This is a genomic window from Paenibacillus sp. 01T431, assembly GCF_056398625.1.
Genome location: NZ_JBFTPT010000007.1, coordinates 25,145 through 43,408, shown reverse-complemented (window position 1 = coordinate 43,408; position 18,264 = coordinate 25,145). Strand labels below are relative to the sequence as shown.

Annotated in this window: 16 protein-coding genes; 12 read left to right on the top strand and 4 right to left on the bottom strand. The window is 45.0% G+C overall.

Annotation, left to right across the window (positions count from 1 at the left end; all coding sequences use genetic code 11):
* Positions 1 to 21 precede the first annotated feature (21 nt).
* The 3 genes from AC1DM9_RS14310 to AC1DM9_RS14300 form a co-directional block, all read right to left on the bottom strand.
* A complete protein-coding gene (locus AC1DM9_RS14310; RefSeq protein ID WP_477580606.1) occupies positions 22 to 1,002 on the bottom strand; it encodes an alpha/beta hydrolase in 981 nt (326 codons plus the stop codon).
* Positions 1,003 to 1,283: 281 nt separating this feature from the next.
* Positions 1,284 to 1,988, bottom strand: a complete 705-nt coding sequence (gene deoD, locus AC1DM9_RS14305) for a purine-nucleoside phosphorylase (RefSeq protein WP_076271628.1) — start codon at positions 1,986 to 1,988, stop codon at positions 1,284 to 1,286.
* A gap of 186 nt (positions 1,989 to 2,174) precedes the next feature.
* Entirely contained in the window at positions 2,175 to 2,891 is a 717-nt protein-coding gene (locus AC1DM9_RS14300; protein ID WP_477580604.1) for a Crp/Fnr family transcriptional regulator, read from the bottom strand.
* A gap of 142 nt (positions 2,892 to 3,033) precedes the next feature.
* On the opposite strand from AC1DM9_RS14300, the gene deoB reads away from it, so the two are divergent.
* The 12 genes from deoB (at position 3,034) to AC1DM9_RS14240 (ending at position 16,365) form a co-directional block, all read left to right on the top strand.
* Positions 3,034 to 4,233, top strand: coding sequence for a phosphopentomutase (deoB, locus tag AC1DM9_RS14295; protein ID WP_477580602.1), 1,200 nt, complete (start codon positions 3,034 to 3,036; stop codon positions 4,231 to 4,233).
* A gap of 20 nt (positions 4,234 to 4,253) precedes the next feature.
* Complete coding sequence (locus tag AC1DM9_RS14290; RefSeq protein ID WP_477580600.1) at positions 4,254 to 5,291, top strand: BMP family lipoprotein; 1,038 nt, start codon at positions 4,254 to 4,256, stop codon at positions 5,289 to 5,291.
* Positions 5,292 to 5,363: 72 nt separating this feature from the next.
* A complete protein-coding gene (locus AC1DM9_RS14285; RefSeq protein ID WP_076271624.1) occupies positions 5,364 to 6,899 on the top strand; it encodes an ABC transporter ATP-binding protein in 1,536 nt (511 codons plus the stop codon).
* Positions 6,892 to 7,962 carry an ABC transporter permease gene (locus AC1DM9_RS14280; RefSeq protein ID WP_477549013.1) on the top strand — a complete coding sequence of 357 codons (1,071 nt, stop codon included), beginning with the start codon at positions 6,892 to 6,894 and terminating at the stop codon, positions 7,960 to 7,962. Before AC1DM9_RS14285 ends, AC1DM9_RS14280 begins: the two co-directional genes overlap by 8 nt.
* A gap of 3 nt (positions 7,963 to 7,965) precedes the next feature.
* A complete protein-coding gene (locus AC1DM9_RS14275) occupies positions 7,966 to 8,919 on the top strand; it encodes an ABC transporter permease (RefSeq protein ID WP_477580598.1) in 954 nt (317 codons plus the stop codon).
* A 15-nt stretch (positions 8,920 to 8,934) separates the two neighbouring features.
* Entirely contained in the window at positions 8,935 to 10,221 is a 1,287-nt protein-coding gene (locus AC1DM9_RS14270) for an NCS2 family permease (RefSeq protein WP_339206554.1), read from the top strand.
* A gap of 433 nt (positions 10,222 to 10,654) precedes the next feature.
* Positions 10,655 to 10,975 (top strand): hypothetical protein, encoded by a 321-nt coding sequence (locus AC1DM9_RS14265; RefSeq protein ID WP_477510161.1) that lies wholly within the window; start codon positions 10,655 to 10,657, stop codon positions 10,973 to 10,975.
* A 359-nt stretch (positions 10,976 to 11,334) separates the two neighbouring features.
* The gene (locus AC1DM9_RS14260) at positions 11,335 to 12,075 is read left to right on the top strand and encodes a response regulator transcription factor (protein ID WP_477580596.1); all 741 of its coding nucleotides are present in this window, start codon (positions 11,335 to 11,337) and stop codon (positions 12,073 to 12,075) included.
* Positions 12,072 to 13,175: a sensor histidine kinase gene (locus AC1DM9_RS14255; protein WP_477580594.1), complete on the top strand. Its 1,104-nt coding sequence runs from the start codon at positions 12,072 to 12,074 to the stop codon at positions 13,173 to 13,175. Before AC1DM9_RS14260 ends, AC1DM9_RS14255 begins: the two co-directional genes overlap by 4 nt.
* 3 nt (positions 13,176 to 13,178) lie before the next feature.
* Positions 13,179 to 14,420: a molybdopterin-dependent oxidoreductase gene (locus AC1DM9_RS14250; RefSeq protein WP_477580592.1), complete on the top strand. Its 1,242-nt coding sequence runs from the start codon at positions 13,179 to 13,181 to the stop codon at positions 14,418 to 14,420.
* Between the two features lie 135 nt (positions 14,421 to 14,555).
* A complete protein-coding gene (locus tag AC1DM9_RS14245) occupies positions 14,556 to 15,413 on the top strand; it encodes an alpha/beta hydrolase family protein (RefSeq protein WP_477580590.1) in 858 nt (285 codons plus the stop codon).
* Positions 15,414 to 15,516: 103 nt separating this feature from the next.
* Positions 15,517 to 16,365, top strand: coding sequence for a sulfurtransferase (locus AC1DM9_RS14240; protein ID WP_477580588.1), 849 nt, complete (start codon positions 15,517 to 15,519; stop codon positions 16,363 to 16,365).
* Between the two features lie 907 nt (positions 16,366 to 17,272).
* On the opposite strand, the gene AC1DM9_RS14235 is transcribed toward AC1DM9_RS14240, so the two are convergent.
* Positions 17,273 to 18,208: a ketopantoate reductase family protein gene (locus AC1DM9_RS14235; RefSeq protein WP_477580586.1), complete on the bottom strand. Its 936-nt coding sequence runs from the start codon at positions 18,206 to 18,208 to the stop codon at positions 17,273 to 17,275.
* Positions 18,209 to 18,264: the final 56 nt, after the last annotated feature.

The following is an 18,264-nucleotide window of genomic DNA, read 5'->3' as shown; positions in this document are numbered from 1 at the left end:
GTTTTTTTTGTTATAGCAAATCTATTCTAATGCTTCAGCATGACCCGCCAATTGAAGCAGCTCATCAACAACAATGCCTGGCTGATAGCTATGAAGGGAGTGGGAGCTGCCTTTCACGATGGTTTGCTTGCCAGAAACAGACCATGAAGGAAGCGCTGCTTCACTGTCTGCCCATGACGGATCATCGTCCAGCTTGCCAAAATAGTCCGCAGTCAATACAGTAATGGGAATTTTCAGCGGTTTTCCTCCCTCAAGCACCATTTTGGCATTCTCTCGGCTTTGGCGCATTTCATCCGTCATATTTCGGTTTCCAGTCCTTAGCAGCAAGGATTTGCGGTTTAATTCCTTCAGCTCCTCCGGCAATAGCTTCTCCCCGTTGCTTTCATCGGATAGCCATTTGGCGAATCCATCCACATGATACAAAGCCCGCAGTATGCCAAATGTCCGGAGTCCTTTTTGCATCCAAGGAATAAGAGTAAGCTCCGGGCTGGAATTGTAATATTCAGGGCTTCCGCCCTCTATAAGCAGAATACCCTTCACTTCTTCTGGAAAACGTTGCGAATACCGGATGGTTTCCAGAGAGCCCATTGAATGGGCGGCAAAAATATAAGGTGGTTTCTGCCCAGAGACCTGTAGCAGCTCATGAATCTCGTCGGTTATCATATTGATGTCCCGCTTTTTGTCTGTCTTATCACTGTATCCGTAACCGAAACGGTCATAGACCGCAATCTTCACATGCTGCTTCAGTCCTTCATACAAAGGATAAAAATCGGCGTAGGGATTCGGCGTTCCCCACCCTGAAGCAAAGACGATTGTTGTATCGCCTATACCTTCCGAATAGAGATGCATTTTGCTGCCTGCTACATTATACAGTTTCCCGGTAGGTCTATATGTTTTTCGGTCCTGCTTGGAACCGTACCATTGATAAGCGGCTCCGAGACCTGCCAGCACCACAAGAATGACGAGCAGGAAAAACAAAATTTTGCGAACAAACCTCCACATGTTTAGCTTCTCCCTCTATATAAAATTTCCATATTTATCTAATATATAGAGATTTAAAAGAATTTAAAACGGACTTTAGTAAAGGGGATGCCCCGTCTTTGGTCTGGTCAGCTGACTGTAAGAGCTAAGAGACGTAATGTAATATGGAAAAATCGAACTCATCGCCATGTAGGCTTTATACAGAGAAAGAGCTCGATTCCGAAGTGGAATCGAGCTCTTTTTTTTTAATCCAATGTATAGGTTGATGAGCTGTGACAGGTTTCTGATTGTTAGTGAAAGATCTATTTAGCTACAGTTTCTAGTGCGACTTCAATCATATCGTTGAAGGTCGTTTGTCTCTCTTGTGCAGTCGTTTGTTCTCCAGTAAGAATATGATCACTTACCGTTAGGAGGCTGAGACCTTTTACGCCGAATTTAACTGTTAAATAATAAAGTGCGGCTGTTTCCATTTCTACTGCCAATACGCCATGGCGGCCTAGCTTGGTTACGGCATCTTTGTCTTCTGTGTAGAAAACATCAGAAGATAGCACGTTACCTACGCGCAGGTTAAGGCCTTTGGCTTCTCCAATTTCATAAGCGGTCTTAATTAGATCAAAGTTTCCAATCTGAGGGAAGTCAAACCCAGGGAATTGGTTGCGAATGATAGCCGAATCGGTAGCCGCTGCTTGCGCAATAAGAACATCGCGGAGATTCACATCATTTTGAATAGCGCCGCATGTTCCGATACGAACGAGATTTTTGGCACCATAATCGTTGATCAATTCTTGAATATATATGGACGCAGAAGGCATACCCATTCCTGTACCTTGAATCGATACTCGGTTGCCCTTATATGTGCCTGTAAAGCCTAACATGCCACGTACATTGTTGTAACAGACGACATTTTCGAGGAAGGTCTCCGCAATATACTTTGCACGCAGCGGATCTCCAGGTAATAAGACGGATTCTGCAATTTCGCCAATCTTTGCTTCAATATGAAAACTCATGTGAATTCCCTCCAATGTTTCTTATCGTGCATCACAAAAAAGAATGCACGAGAATCATAGCATGATTCGATATCCACATTATGTTAAAGGGATTACTATACTTTTGTGAACTGGTTCACAAAATAACTGTTAGCGCAGTAACGGAAATAAAGCGCTGTCATTTGTATTATTAGGTGCACGGCAACGTTAAATGTTATTCCACTTACGCATTGCAGGAAGCTCTTCTGTTTCATTACAGATCGATTCTATCATTTCCTTATCAAGGAGGTATAAGTACTTATCACGAATGTCGATCAGTCCTTCGGCTTGAAACTCACCCAGCGTTTTGGAGATGGATTCTCGCGTGACTCCGAGCATGCTGGCGAACAAGGATTGATTAATTTTTAAATCGATTTTGTATGCGTTATCACTGGCGACTCCATAATTGTAATAGAGATCCATAATGAGATTAACTACTTTTCCACGTACGTCATGGAAGGTCAAATAACGAATCATGCGATTGAGCATCCGAGTTCGCTCTACAAGAATTTTGTAAGCGTTTCGCAGGATGGAAGGATATTGATCCACGAGCTGCAGGAAATCCCGTTTTGACAGCAGCCAAACGTTGACGTCTTCTAAGGCTTCTATGGATGAGATTCGATGATTGTCGCTGGAGAGGGCTTCTACTTCTCCAATGATATCGCCGGCACTAGTAATACTCAGAACGACTTCTTTTCCTTCGTACATGCGATAAATCTTGATCATACCTGAGCGAATAAGATAAACCTCGTCACTTTGGTCGTTTTCAAACATTAGAACATGATTCTTCTTGAACCGTCGTTCTTTGAGCAATGGGGTTAATTTTTGCAATTCATCCTTAGGAATGTCCGAGAAAATCGAGATGTCTGAGATGTTGTCGATCATAAGAATTTTCCTTTCGCATTTCAATATTTAAGCAACTCTTAGGTAAGAGATTGCGAAACGGCTAGAAACGTATTGTAGCATGGATTGGGTGGAAAATAGCAATGCATGGGCTTAGCTTTTTTTTGAGAAATGAGGTGTATTTATGAAATTCGAGCGGATAAGCGTGATTGTGCTGGATAGTGTTGGTATCGGTGCATTACCGGATGCTGYAGCTTTCGGAGATGAAGGCAGCCATACCTTAGGACATATTTGCGAGCAAGAACCAGACATGAAATTACCAAATCTTACAGCTATGGGTCTTGGTAATATTGCACCACTCGCTACCATCTTGAAAGCGGATAAACCTCTAGCATGTTATGGCAAGATGGCAGAGGTATCGGTAGGCAAAGATACGATGACGGGTCATTGGGAACTCATGGGACTCGAAGTAAAGGTGCCCTTTCAAGTTTATTCCGATGGATTTCCAGCGGAATTGATTGAGAAGTTCGAAGCCTTGACCGGTCGCAAGGTGATTGGAAACAAGCCGGCTTCTGGAACTGAAATTTTGGACGAGTATGGAGAAGAGCAGCTCCGAACGGGCGCATGGATTGTTTATACTTCCGGAGACAGCGTATTCCAAATCGCAGCTCATGAGGATGTTATTCCATTAAATGAGCTATATCATGCATGTGAAATTGCGCGTGAGCTAACTTTGAATGTTCCTTATGTAGTTGGCCGAGTCATAGCGAGGCCTTACATCGGTGAGCCGGGAGCTTATAAACGTACACCTAATCGGCATGATTATGCACTCAAGCCTTTTGGAGAAACCGTGCTTGATCATCTGAAAAATGAAGGCCTCGATGTTATTTCGGTGGGGAAGATCAACGATATTTTCACAGGGCAAGGAATTAGTGAATCCTATCCAACAAAGAGCAATTTGGATGGCATCAAGGCAACGATTAAGCTGCTGAATCGGCCTTTCCACGGATTGTTATTCACAAACTTAGTTGATTTTGATTCTTTATACGGCCATCGTCGCGATCCTAAAGGATACGCTGCCTGCCTTGAAGAGTTCGATCTGTATGTACCAGAGCTTATGCAGCAAATGGGCGACAACGATTTACTTATCATTACGGCTGATCACGGCAACGACCCAACTGCGCCAGGAACGGATCATACCCGTGAATACGTACCTATCTTGATTTACAGCCCATCGTTAGCAAAGGATAGCATTTCTATAGGCATAAGAAACACATTTGCTGATTTAGCTGCAACGATTGCAGAAAATTTCATGGTCACTAAACCAGCTATCGGGGAAAGCTTCTTGGAATTGTTAGTAAATGTAACCAATAACGAGGAATAAAACATTAGGGGGAATTTACAATGAAAAAAACAATGAAAGCATTATTGCCTTTAATATTGATTTTTACGTTAGTCATAACAGCATGCGGTCATAAAAGCGATACGGGTAACGCAGGGGCTGCAGGTACAGATAATAAACAAGAGCTTAAAAAGCTGAAAGTCGGAATGGTTACTGACCTTGGCAGTGTAAATGATAAATCCTTTAACCAAAGTGCTTGGGAAGCGTTGCAGAAATTAAAGAAGGACTTTGGTTTTGAAGTGAAGTACCTGGAACCAAAAACAGATGGCGATGTTGTTCCTAACTTAAATCAATTTGTTAAAGCAAACTATGATTTAACATGGGCAACTGCCTTTACTTTAGCTGATGCAGTAACACAGCTATCCAAAGAAAATCCAGATAAGATGTTTGGAATTGTCGATTCTGACCTTGTGCTGCCGAATGTAGCCGCTATTTCTTTTAAAGAGCAAGAAGGTTCGTTCCTTGTTGGGGTTATCGCAGGTTTAACGACAAAAACAAATAAAATCGGCTTTATAGGCGGCATGGATATTCCCGTTATTAAACGGTTTGAAGCGGGCTTCCGCGAAGGGATAAAAGCTGTAAATCCAGATGCGAAATTAATCGTTAACTATACAGGGCTATTCAACCGGGTAGATATGGGGAAATCTGCAGCTTCTACCATCTATAACGATGGTGCAGATATCATATTCCATGCAGCAGGACTAACAGGCAATGGTGTATTTAATGAAGCGAAGGAACGCAACAGCAAGGGCGGAAAAGTATGGGTCATTGGCGTGGATAAAGATCAATCTTTAACCTTCGGAGATGATGTTACATTAACTTCGATGATCAAAAAAGTAGATGAGGCTGTTTACCAAGCTTCAAAAAAATTAGCTGAAGGCGATTTCCCGGCGGGTAAAGTGACATTAATGGGCCTCAAAGAAAATGGAGTCGATATCGCTCCAAATTCGAAAACTAATGTAGCGCCGGAAGTTCTTGCCAAGGTCGAGGAATATCGCACGAAAATCATTAATGGTGAGATCGTCGTACCGGAAAAATAATGCGATTTCGTCCCCTCTTCTATCATTGTTTTAGATAGGGTGAGGGGACGAATATTTTGGGGAGGGTCTTATATGACTAAGACAGATGTCGTGTTAGAGCTGAAAGGGATAACCAAAAGATTCCCCGGCGTAGTCGCTAACGATTCGATTAGCTTGCAGCTAAAGCGTGGAGAAATTCATGCTTTGCTCGGGGAAAATGGATCAGGGAAATCCACCCTAATGAGTATCGTATTCGGATTATATCAGCCAGACGAAGGCGAGATTCATGTAAATGGGAAGCATGAGCTGATGGATAGTCCAAACAAGGCAATTGAGCTTGGAATTGGGATGGTGCATCAGCATTTTAAATTGGTAGAGCCTTTTACGGTAACGGAAAATATCATTCTCGGGATGGAACCCAAAAAAGGGATGAAGATTGATATTAAAGGAGCAAGTAAAAAGGTTAAAGAACTATCTGAACGTTATAAGCTTGATGTTGATCCAATGGCAACCATCGAATCGATCAGTGTAGGGATGCAGCAGCGCGTAGAAATTTTAAAAACACTATACCGTGGAGCAGATATTCTAATCTTTGATGAGCCTACTGCTGTGTTAACTCCACAAGAGATCACAGAATTACTGGCAATTATGAAGCGTCTTGTCGCTGAGGGAAAATCTATTATCCTCATTACTCATAAGCTTAAGGAAATTATGGAAATAGCAGATACTTGCACCATTATTCGGCGCGGTAAGCGGATTGAAAGTGTGGAAGTAGCATCGAGCGATGCGCAGCAATTAGCGGAAAAAATGGTAGGCAAAGAAGTTAATTTTAAAACTGCCAAAAGAGCAGCTAACCCGAAAAAAGCGTTATTAGAAGTAAAAAATTTGGTGGTTACAGGCAGTAACGGCAAGGCCGCTGTTAATAATCTCAGCTTCTCCGTACGGGCGGGCGAGATTGTCGGTATTGCTGGTGTAGACGGCAATGGACAGTCAGAGCTAATCGAAGCTTTAACAGGTATGCAAAGCATACGTTCAGGTGAAATTTGGCTGCAAGGCAAAAGCATCGCCAATCTTGCTCCGCGTACGATTTCTGAAGCGGGAATGTCACATATTCCGCAGGATCGGCATAAACATGGACTCGTTCTGGACTTTTCTGTCAGTGAAAATACAATTTTGCAAACGTATTATCAACCAGAAATAAGCAAGCATGGTTTTATTAATAAGAAAACGATGGATGACATGGCAACGCGGTTAGTGAACGAGTTTGATATACGCACACCAGGCATTGATACATTCGTTCGTTCGATGTCAGGAGGAAACCAGCAAAAAATCATTATCGCACGCGAAATCGATAAAAATCCGCAGGTCTTAATTGCGGCTCAGCCTACGAGAGGGCTGGACGTAGGCGCGATTGAATTTGTGCATCAGCAGTTAATCGCAGAACGTGATCAAGGCAAGGCTGTTTTGCTGATTTCGTTTGAATTGGATGAAATACTCAATGTAGCAGACCGTATTTTGGTCCTATTCGGCGGACAAATGGTTGGAGAAACCACGCCAGAAACAACAAATGATCAGCAATTAGGAATGATGATGGCAGGCAAGCATGAAGGAGAAGGCATCCATGAATAAAATAATGAGTATTTTCAAACGGGAATCTGCACTTATCCCTCTTGTTGCCATTGTTATGGGTTTGCTGTTAGGCGCCATTATTATGTGGATTGGCGGCTACGACCCAGTGCTGGCCTATAAATCTCTAATCGATAAAATATTCGGCAGCCGTTACGATTTTGGAGAAGCTATGCGTACGATTGTACCGCTTATGATGAGCGGCTTGGCCGTAGCGATCGCTTTTCGTTCTGGCATGTTTAATATTGGCGTAGACGGTCAGATTATTATGGGATCGCTCGGCGCCTTAATAGTAGGCACACAGTTTAGTCTGCCACCTGTGCTGCATGCGCTGCTGGCTGTCCTAGTTGGCGCCTTGCTTGGCGGGATGTGGGGAGCGCTAGTGGGTTATATTAAGGCAAAACGTGGTATTAACGAAGTGATTACCAGCATCATGCTTAATTTTATTGCGCTTTATTTGGCGAATTATATTATTCGGACGTTCATCCCGCAAGCAGGTACACAACGATCCGCCTTGATCCATGATTCTGCCAGTATTCAGATTAGCTGGCTCTCTGAGCTGATGGATGGCGCACGTATCCACTGGGGATTTTTGATTGCGATTGTTGCGGTTATTTTTTACCACATCTATTTAACCAAGACCACATGGGGTTATGAGCTGCGGGCAGTTGGGCTTAATTCTGATGCTGCAAAATATGCAGGAATGAAGGTTTCGAATGTTATGGTTCGTACCATGTTTATTTCAGGCGTATTTGGCGGTTTGATTGGTACCTTTGAAGTGTTAGGCGTGTTCAACTATGTGGCTATCAACTCGGTTTCATCTGGTCTAGGTTTTGATGGTATAGCTGTAGCTTTGCTTGGCGGCAATAGCGCACTTGGCGTATTCCTCTCCGCGTCCCTGATTGGGGGCCTTACCTATGGTTCGCAAGGCATGAGCTTTGGTGCAGAGGTGCCAGGCGAAATTATTCGGATGATTATTGCATTTATTATCTTTTTTGTTGCTGCACCAGGCATCGTTAAGTTGCTTTTCCGGACGATTAAACTAAAATCAAAGAAGAAGGTGTGACAGATGGAGGTAATTGGCAATTTACTAAATGGGACGCTCGTATTCTCAACTGCCCTTATCTTTGCTGCACTCGGTGGACTCATTTCCGAACGCTCGGGAGTCATTAATATTGGACTGGAAGGGTTTATGGTATCGGGAGCCTTCTTCTCTGCAATAACGACTCATTATGCGGAAATAGCGGGCTTTGGCGGTTTCTCCCCTTGGTTAGGCTTGCTTGGAGCCTTCCTATTTACCATTATCTTTTCTAGCATTCATGCGGTCGCCTCGATTACATTTAAAGCGAATCAGGTTGTAAGCGGGGTTGTTATCAATATTCTCGCTGCAAGCTCAACGTTCTTTTTCGTAAAATTACTTTTTGACGGCTCAGCAGAAACACCGCTTCTAACGACTGTATTTCATAAGGTGACGATTCCTTATTTAAGCGACATTCCGTTCATTGGCAATGTGTTCTTCAATGCCTATCCGACTACGTATATTGCCATTGCATTAGTCATCGCCCTATTTACTTATTTGTTTAAGACCTCAGGTGGACTAAGGCTTCGTTCTGTTGGTGAACATCCAAGCGCGGCAGATACGGTTGGAATAAAAGTAAATCGCACCCGCTACATCGCTGTTATTTTAAGCGGATCACTTGCAGCTCTTGGCGGAGCAACGATTGTACTTACCTCAAATGGCAACTTTGCTTTTAATACCATTTCTGGACAAGGCTATATTGCACTTGCGGCTGTTATTTTTGGAAAATGGAATCCGATAGGCGTGATGCTTGCTTCACTATTTTTTGGTTTAGCCCAAGCAGCAAAGGACCAATTGCAAATCTTTGATTTTGCTGCTAGCATTCCAAATGAGTTCTTCTATATGTTTCCATACGTCTTAACATTACTCGTATTAATTGGAGCAGTAGGGACAGCTCGTTCACCCAAAGCATTAGGGGAACCCTATGATGTTGGGAAACGATAAAAGGTGGTTATACACTTGGGAAGTCGATTGCAGAAAATGTTCCATATTGAAAAAGAAAACACGACGGTACGTACGGAGTTAGTTGCAGGAACAACTTCATTTATGACGGTTGCCTATATCATCGCGGTCAATGGCGCCATCTTGCAGCTAGCCGGCATGCCTTATGAAGCAGCTACGATTGTTACAGTAATCTGCTCTTTTATCGGTTGCATGCTGATGGCACTTTGGGCGAAATCACCGTTAATTCTCGTCCCTGGGATGGGAGACAATGCATTTTTTGTTTTTACTTTAGTATTCTCGTTAGGACTTACGTGGCAGCAAGCACTTGCAGCTGTATTTTTGGCGGGTATTGTATTTATGTTAACTGCGGTAACGAAAGGGGCCGACTATCTATCGCGCTCGATCCCGACGTCGATGATTAACGCCATGACCGCCGGTATTGGCCTTTTTATTGCTTTTCTAGGCTTGAAAAATGGGGGGATCATCGTTGCGAGCGAAGGAACTTTCGTTACTTTGGCTAAGCTGAGTGATCCTTATGCCCTAACGACTATATTGACTTTATTGATTGCGATACCGCTTTTCATGCGAAATGTAAAAGGCAGCTTCTTAATTGCCATTATCGCTGGTACAGGCATTGGCGCGCTGCTTGGTATCGTCGATTTTTCAACTCTACGTGATTTTAGTATTTCCTTTAATGGGTACGGAGAGTTGTTTTTTGCCTTGGACTTTAGTGGAATCGGCACGCTTAATTTTTGGACAGCTGTTTTTTCGTTATCGATGGTCATTATTTTTCAAAATATGGGCGCCCAGCTTGGCATGCTTCCAGACAAGGCGAAGTTCCGCAGATCCTTTCAGGCTAACTCTGTATCGGTAATTAGTGCAGGACTTCTGGGTTGTAGTCCGATGACGACAGCAGCTGAGTCTGCAACAGGCATTGCATCAGGCGGGAGAACGGGGCTAACCTCTTTTACAACGGGAATTTTGTTTATTCCTGCTTTGTTTATGATCCCTCTTTTCAAAATAATTCCAAACAGCGCGATTGCACCTGTACTCATCATTGTTGGCTGCCTAATGTTTCAGAGCATTAAGGAGATTCCGTTCAATGATTTTACAGAAGCTTTTCCTGCTTATCTGATGATGGCAATTATGCCGCTATCCTTTAGTATCGCAAACGGGATTGCGTTTGGCTTTATTGCCTACCCAATTCTGAAGCTGGTCACAGGCCGAAGAAAAGAAGTATCGATAACGATGTACGTCATCGCATTTTTCTTCTTGCTTTATTTTATTTTGGGATCGATTTAAGATGGAATTGTGGAAACATTGGAGATATGATATGTAGGATTTAAATACATCGCTAAGTAGGCAATAGGCCTTGAGCGGTGTATTTTTTTATGCTCTGAATCAACAGGGAGTTGAAGGATGCAGTGGATTGGCATGATTTTTGGAGCTTTCAAGGTTAGAAGAAATTCCTAATTCCATAGAAGCTGACAGCTATTATCCGGAAGCCTACGTAGAGCATCTAAAAAAGGACAATGGGGCGAAGCATATGGATGTGGTTCCAAGATTTTAATGAAAAGATCGAAAATGACTTATCTTCCCTCAGGATAGAGGAGATGTAATACTTTTGTAATAGTTTACTAATGATTTCGAAAGTGTATTGTTCTTGGATGGTTAGCAATGTTCGATACGATTGGTCCGTAGAAGAACAATGGGATATTCCAAGGAGGAGATTATTTTGAAAAAAAGTATGTTGGCTTCACTAATACTAGGGGGCATGTTGGTGTTAAGCGCGTGCAACGCGAATAATGATAACATGGGCAAAGAAAACTCTCAAACGGAAATGAAAGACGAGATGAAGTCTGATGAGATGAAATCCGACGAAATGAAGTCCGAAGAAATGATGACTGATGAGATGAAGACTGACAATATGAAGAAAGATGAGATGAAGTCCGACGAAATGATGACAGACAAGATGAAATCGGATGAAATGAAAACTGACGATATGAAGAAAGATGAAATGAAAACGGATGAGATGAAGACTGAAGAAAAGATGTAATGGGGATTGGTGAAATAACTAGGGAGATGATTCAGCAAAGTATCTGTTTGGCAAAGCTCACATAAAACCCGAACTTGGAAGTTAGATAGCAGAAATGCAATGAAAATAATGGTTAGTACGATTTTGGCGGCTATAGGAGTGGTGATTCGGTTGCACAAACTGCAACGGATGAAACTATATAAGAACTATCAAGCATTATTGGATGGTCTTTAAGGTGTGTTGTGCTTTTTTTAAAAATTCCTCCGCCTCATGGCGGGGGAATTATTGCTATAAAAGACAGCTATACTCGTATCCGTGTCCTATCGGCGTTATAATTTAAGAAGAGGATATAAGTTTTAGGAAAGAGGAGTGAACCCGCATTGAGCGCGAAAATAATAGTAGCCGATGATGAACGGAATATAAGAGATGTGTGTAGGCGTTATTTGGAACGTGAGGGATGGACGGTTTGGGTAGCGGCAGACGGCGAGGAGGCTTTGCGGCTATGGCGAGAGCATCGGCCGGACCTGCTCGTTCTCGATTTGATGATGCCAAAGTTCGGAGGTCTGGAGGTATGCGATCGGGTTCGTCAGGAAGAGGAAACTCCGATCATCATGCTTACGGCGCGGGGAGAAGAGGCCGATCGGTTGCTAGGCTTAACGATGGGCGCGGACGATTATATAACGAAGCCGTTCAGTCCGAGGGAGCTCGTCCTGCGCATTAAAAATATATTGAGAAGGTCTTTGGCCGGCAGCGTGGCAAAGAAGCAGGGGACGGAGACGAATGGCAGCGGCGACGGGGGGGCAGGGCAGTCGCTTTTTTTTGACGGATTATCAATCTTTCCTCAGGAGAGAAGGGTTGTTGTTAATGGAGCGGAGGCAGATCTCACGGCCAAAGAATTTGACTTGCTGCATCTGCTTGCACTTTATCCAGGAAAGGTATTCTCCCGTAGCCAGTTGCTTAACCAGATATGGGATTTCGCTTATGATGGCGATACGACGACCGTTACGGTGCTTATTCGTCGTTTAAGGGAGAAAATAGAGGAGAATCCTTCCGATCCAAGTTGGATTAAGACCGTATGGGGAATTGGCTATAAGCTGGACGGCAATGGAGCATCTGTATGAAGCTTCGCTCTTACCTTATGCTGGCCAATACAATCAGTATCGTATTTATTATTATTTTGCAACTGGTGTTCTACCGGTATATGTTACTATCCAAGCAGCAGTTCATTTGGTTGACGCTTGCGACCGTGGGAGCGGGTTTAGTTTCGTGTATGCTTTACTTTCTGTTCGTGAGGCCGCTTGAGGATTCCGTTAGAAGGATCGGTGAAGGGGCCGGGCTAATTGCGGCAGGCAACTTGAAGGCGAGGGTAAAGCATGCAGGTCTGAGGGAGTTTAAGCAGCTAGCGGAACAATTCAATCATATGGGGATCAACTTGGAGGAAAGCTTCCGGCAAATAAAAGCAGTCGAGGCGGCGCAGCGTGAGCTCGTTGCGAACATGGCGCATGATCTGCGTACGCCGCTCGCTTCGGTACAGTCCTATGTAGAAGCGTTAGAGGATGGCGTCATTTCGGATGAAGAATCCTTCAAGTATTATTTGGGGACGATACGGAGCGAGACGGTAAGACTTGGCGAACTAATTCAGGATTTGTTCGAATTGTCGACGCTGGATGAGAAGAAGCATGAGCCGGCGGTATTTGAACCAGCGAATGTGGAGGATGTGCTAGTCGAGCTGTTGCCGCGGTTTACGAAGCCTTTGGATGAGAAATCGTTGCAGCTTAGAGTTAAGCTGCCGGAGCGTTCACTTCGTTTAATGATGCAGTCGCGCCACTTGCAACGCATACTACAGAACCTGCTCGAAAATGCGGTGAGGCATTCGCCGCAAGGCGGCATAATTTTAATAAAAGCAGAAGAATGGTACGGGCTGCAGGAGAAGCTTATCCGCTTTTCCGTTATTGACGAAGGGGAAGGTGTGCCGGAAGCCGATAGAGAGCGGATCTTCGAGCGGTTCTACCGATCAGACCGTTCACGAAGCCGGGATAGCGGAGGTGCGGGACTTGGACTTTCCATCGCTAAGTTATTAGTAGAGCAATATGGAGGGGAAATAGGCGTGCAAAAGTCTGGTCTTCATGGGAGCTTATTTTGGTTCACGTTGCATGAGGCACCAGAAGGTACGGATAAGTTTTTTCTCGGAAAAAAACTTAGAGGAGAAGAGGAGGCTTAGCCGATGAGTGGACTGTTGGAGCGTCTTCGCAAGGGTTATGGTAAAAAGCTTGTTTCGCTGCATGCTTGGAACGGCTGGATTGTCGTTATTTTGGCATTAACTGGGCTTATACTGGTGGGCGGCTTCTGGCGCGGCGTTCTTGGGGAGGTTCGCGTTTGGATAAAGTGGGCGCATGTCGTTGTCGGTATAGCATCCATCCTGCCTGTTGTCTATTATCTGGCGCTGGCTGGAAATCATTGGAAGCAGCTGAAGCAAAAACCATGGCAAAGATTTAACGTACTTGTCGTGTTAGGCTTATTGCTGGGCTGGTTCGGATCGGGCGTGCTGCTGTGGCAGTTTAGAGCCGTCGGACCAAGTGTGTCTAATGTGGCATTAGTCATCCATGATCTCCTTACATGGGTTGGTCTTCCTTATATCATTTATCATTCCATCACGCGGGTCAAATGGCTGAAGGAGCCGAATCGCCGTACCGTCAAAAACGAGCAAAAGGAAGAGGGCGTCATCCATCCAGCGGGAGCGCCTCAGCCGGTGTATACGCGCAAAGCGTTCATTCGCGGTGCAATTGGCATAGGCTTGGCTGTCACGATCGGGCCTTCTTTTCTGAAATGGCTCGGGAACTCGCTTGGAAGTGTAGGAGGAAGCCAGAGCATCGATAAGCTGATCGAAAATGATGCAAATATGCTTCTGCCAGCCCCGCAGCCGCTGCCTGCTTCAGCCCCGCCAACGGGTGGAGGAGCTGTTGGACAGTTCCGTGTATACACGGTAACGCCGATTCCCTCTTTTACAAATGCGGATTGGAATTTTACGATAGATGGGTTGGTCGATAAGTCATTTAAGTGGGATTGGAAACAGTTTGTGGCGCTGAAGCGAACGGTGCAGGTCAGTGATTTTCACTGTGTGACCGGTTGGTCCGTTTACAAAAACACGTGGGAGGGTATTCCACTTAAAGAACTGCTGAAAATGGCGGGTGTGCAGCCCGGTGCGGAAACGGTGAAGCTTTACTCGGGTGATGGCGTATATACAGATACCCTTACACTTGAGCAGGCCGACATGGATGATGTAATGGTGGCGGTCATGCATGATGGGAAGCCGATCCCGAGTGATCTCGGCGGACCGGTTCGTCTCATTGTACCGAAAATGTATGCTTATAAATCCGTAAAATGGTTAAACCGAATTGAGCTGATTAAAGGCGAGCATGTGGGGTACTGGGAAGCGCGTGGATATGCAAACGATGCGTGGGTGTAGTTTTTTTGTACTATTTTACAGGTAATCCCACCTCTATAATGCACGTTGGTGATATGATCAGGGTAGATAGATATGGTATAAACGGAGTGAATAGCTGCTATAGAGTGAAATATGGTGACGGGGAAGGTGCTGTTATTGAGTAATGGGAGTATTTTGCATCAGACATTTACGTTGGAGCTGGACCCGGGAGTGTATGTAAGAGGCGATATAAGAGTGAAGGAAGATGGGGGACGAAAGCCGGTCCTCCTCTTTGTGCATGGTTTTAAAGGGTTCAAGGATTGGGCGTTCTTCCCTTATGCAGCCGGACAATTCGCGGGTCAGGACTTTGCGGTTATTACGTTCAACTTTTCGTTTAACGGCGTTAATGAACATGATTTTGACGAGCTGGAAAAGTTCGGGATGAACACCTACTCGCAGGAGCAAAAGGATTTGTCAGCTGTGCTTGCAGCCTTGCTCGAGGGTAGACTTCCGCTTGATGAACAGATGGATAAGCAGCAAATTTTCATAGTAGGGCATAGCCGCGGCGGAGGGAATAGCGTAATATTCGCAGCCGAGCATCCGGAAATTCGCGGCGTAGTAACATGGAACGGAATAGCGAAGGCCAATCTGTTTGGAGAAGAATTCCGCGAGCAGGTATTGCGGGATGGGGTAGGCTATGTGACGAATGCAAGGACAAAGCAGGAAATGCCGATTAACGCTGCGTTTTTTGAGGATTTAGATCGGAATCGAATGCGCTTCGCTATCACAGCTAAAGCGGCGTCACTTCGAACGCCTGTGTTATTCATTCAAGGAACGGGTGATGCTGGGCGATTGCTTACAGGATACTATCTGCTTCAAGCTGCTGCTCCGCAGCATCGTTTTTCACCGCTGGAAGGAGCGAACCATACTTTTGGAGCGGTGCATCCTTTTGCAGGGACGACGGATGATTTGGAGAAGGCGATTGAAATAACGGGAGCGTTTTTTGCGCTGCTGCTGCAGCGACCGTCGGAGTGATCGAGCGGTGTGTTTTGATGAAGAGAGCGTTATATGATGATAAAGAAATGATTGATATGCGAGCGGCAGCACTATTTTAGAAATAGTAGAGGAGATGGATGAGATGACCTATTTTAAAAAAGCGGATGGGGTGCTGGAGCAGCTTGATGTGAATGGGACGGTTATTGTGGATGCGCGCTACGCGCTTAACGATTCCGAAGCGGGTAAGCATGCTTATGCAGAAGCTCATATTCCAGGTGCTTATTACTTGAATCTAAGCGAGGATCTCTCCAGTCCAAAGCGTCCGAATGGAGAAGGCGGTCGTCATCCATTGCCGGAGCCGCGGGTGCTAGCAGATATTATTGAACGGATTGGCATTGGCAATCATACGACAGTTATCGCTTATGACGATCAAGGCGGCGCAATGGCATCCCGTCTGCGCTGGCTGCTGCAATGGCTTGGACACGATGGACAAGTCTATATAATAGAAGGCGGATTCGCTGGCTGGCAAGCGGCGGGATATCCGGTTAGCACGGATGTCCCTTCTTTAATAGAAGGAATTAATTTTAATGTAAACGTTCGTGATGAGATGCTGGTTAGCCAAGCCGATGTAAAGGCTCGAGTTGGCAAAGCGGGAACAGTGGTCATCGATTCCCGTGAAGCCCCTCGCTATCGTGGCGAAGTAGAACCGCTTGATCCTAAGGCTGGACATATTCCAGGTGCGATCAATCGCTTCTGGAACGAAGGCAAACGCGCCGACGGCAGCTGGAAATCGCCGGAAGAGCAGAAGCTTCGCTTCAATGGATTGTCGCAGGACGATGAGATTATCGTGTACTGCGGCTCAGGCGTGACGGCTACGCCGAACGTATTCGCTTTGCAAGACGCAGGCTTCCACAATGTGAAGCTGTATGCGGGGAGTTGGAGTGATTGGAGTGCCAGTCCTGAGAATCCTGTCGCCACTGGCGAGGAGTGAAATTTCAGAAGAGTATAGTAGTTTGCGTCTGATGAATACATCACCATATAGGCCGCTTGCCTTGGTGGTGTATTTTTTTGTTTTGAGTCAACACAAAAATTGAATAAACGTTTACAAAATGCTCTTAACCGAGCGCATGCTCGTAAACTCACAATAAACACTATAATGTCTGGTCTTCTTGAAGGGCTGTGGTCAATACGGGGATTCAGCCCTATCACATTGAAGTCAACACGCCATTGTACTTGAGTGGAATCAACATAGAGCCAACAAGTTTTTGTAGCAACCGTAGAGAGTCATTGAAATTGCATCCGCTATTAACGCAGGTGTTCCAACGTTCGATAGGGACTTGTCTACTTACTTACAAAAGGTTGTCAGCAGTAATTTGACTAACAGCAGTTGAAGATCAAACGCGGGGAACCGTACCATAAGTAACGGCAAGTTTTTAGGGGTGAAACATGTAGGAGCCTGTAAAAGCTTGTTGAGCGGCATGGGTTTGGGGTAGGTCACTCGTCCCCGAAACGTCGCTGTAGAAGCGCTTTTACGGGCTTTTTTGGGGTCAGATGACGAGGGTGTACTTCACGGGGAACTTTTGCTTGCGAGAAGCAAAAGCCCCCTCCGCAGTTTTTGCGGAAGGGGCCGACTGCCAGCTTCGAGAAAGACGATGTAGCCGTGCCTGCTTAGGCGGAATTCACCCTCCGCTTCGTCCTCTACACTCAATCCTTAGTTGGTTGAAGTAGTACTCGATCTGATCGAGTAGTGTCGCCGGAAGTGCTCCGGTGCGGTGCAGGGCTACAAAGTCCTGCTGTGTCTTGATAATTCTCATTCTTACATCCCTCCTGAAAATGAAAATGACCCCTCGAAAAGGGGTCTTAGCTCTAATTATCGATTAGAGACAAGATTATTTCCATTATTGCAAAGGGTTGTAATTGTAAAGCCTGTCCCAATTTGGTGTGGCCATATTCGCTCTTTTCTTTAAGTCAGAAAAAGCCTGGTACAACGCAGTCATTTCGTTGGCAGATACTGCCTTATCGCTTAGCGTGGTTCTGCCGATGGGGGTTGCTAGTATAATCTTCAACACGGTAAAAAACAGCTTGCGATATTTTCGGACTAATTGATGTTGATTCGCAGGCGTAATTGTGTAACCATTTTTTCTCAACACTTGATGGCCTTCATCTATTGCGTCAATGACGTAGTTAAGCAGCCTTTTGTCCTTGGCAGCTTTGCGCAGGTTCCCATTATACGAGACGGCAATGCGATTCAAAGGCAAGATCATAACGAAGTGACTTTTCAGCCATTCATCCATATTTGTAAAGGTGATCGTATTATACCTTGTGTTCTTTAAAGCTTGGTCAATGACCGATCGCCAATTTAATTGCTCCCCCAAGCCACCGAAAGCCAAGGTCACCTTTGGGCCGCGCAAGCAGTTTACCCGACCGTTCTCTCTCCATCCGGCAAGCGTCTGAAAAGCAAAGGCAACCTTTTTCTCTACAGGGCTATTGGATTGCAAATAATGCCGCATTTCAATGGGACTTGCATTATTACCCATAATAACAATGTGTTTGCTTCGATTCGCTGCAAGGGCAGGAAGGACTGCCTCGAAATCCGGATATTTCATCACTACGAAGATAAGATCATAAACATCCTCCGGCTGTAATTCACGAATCACGTTTACTTTATCGACCGTTGTTCGGAGCTGTAAATAATGGCGGATTACATTACCGTTCTGCTGGAACTCATCCGCGCGGCGCCCTCTGGCTAACATTGTGACTTCGTTTCCACCGTGAACTAATTCGTGAGCTAAATAACTTCCCAATACACCTGCTCCGTAGACCAGTATTCTCATAGTATTCCTCCATTTTGGTTGTTTCGCAAAAAAAGTTTTTAAATATGTTACATAGG

Excerpts from the sequence above, each read along its gene's own strand:
- AC1DM9_RS14285 (WP_076271624.1), top strand. The coding sequence starts at position 5,364 with ATGACTAAGACAGATGTCGTGTTAGAGCTGAAAGGGATAACCAAAAGA.
- AC1DM9_RS14275 (WP_477580598.1), top strand. The coding sequence starts at position 7,966 with ATGGAGGTAATTGGCAATTTACTAAATGGGACGCTCGTATTCTCAACT.
- AC1DM9_RS14310 (WP_477580606.1), bottom strand. The coding sequence starts at position 1,002 with ATGTGGAGGTTTGTTCGCAAAATTTTGTTTTTCCTGCTCGTCATTCTT.
- AC1DM9_RS14240 (WP_477580588.1), top strand. The coding sequence starts at position 15,517 with ATGACCTATTTTAAAAAAGCGGATGGGGTGCTGGAGCAGCTTGATGTG.
- AC1DM9_RS14250 (WP_477580592.1), top strand. The coding sequence starts at position 13,179 with ATGAGTGGACTGTTGGAGCGTCTTCGCAAGGGTTATGGTAAAAAGCTT.
- deoD (WP_076271628.1), bottom strand. The coding sequence starts at position 1,988 with ATGAGTTTTCATATTGAAGCAAAGATTGGCGAAATTGCAGAATCCGTC.
- AC1DM9_RS14280 (WP_477549013.1), top strand. The coding sequence starts at position 6,892 with ATGAATAAAATAATGAGTATTTTCAAACGGGAATCTGCACTTATCCCT.
- AC1DM9_RS14255 (WP_477580594.1), top strand. The coding sequence starts at position 12,072 with ATGAAGCTTCGCTCTTACCTTATGCTGGCCAATACAATCAGTATCGTA.
- AC1DM9_RS14300 (WP_477580604.1), bottom strand. The coding sequence starts at position 2,891 with ATGATCGACAACATCTCAGACATCTCGATTTTCTCGGACATTCCTAAG.
- AC1DM9_RS14235 (WP_477580586.1), bottom strand. The coding sequence starts at position 18,208 with ATGAGAATACTGGTCTACGGAGCAGGTGTATTGGGAAGTTATTTAGCT.
- AC1DM9_RS14290 (WP_477580600.1), top strand. The coding sequence starts at position 4,254 with ATGAAAAAAACAATGAAAGCATTATTGCCTTTAATATTGATTTTTACG.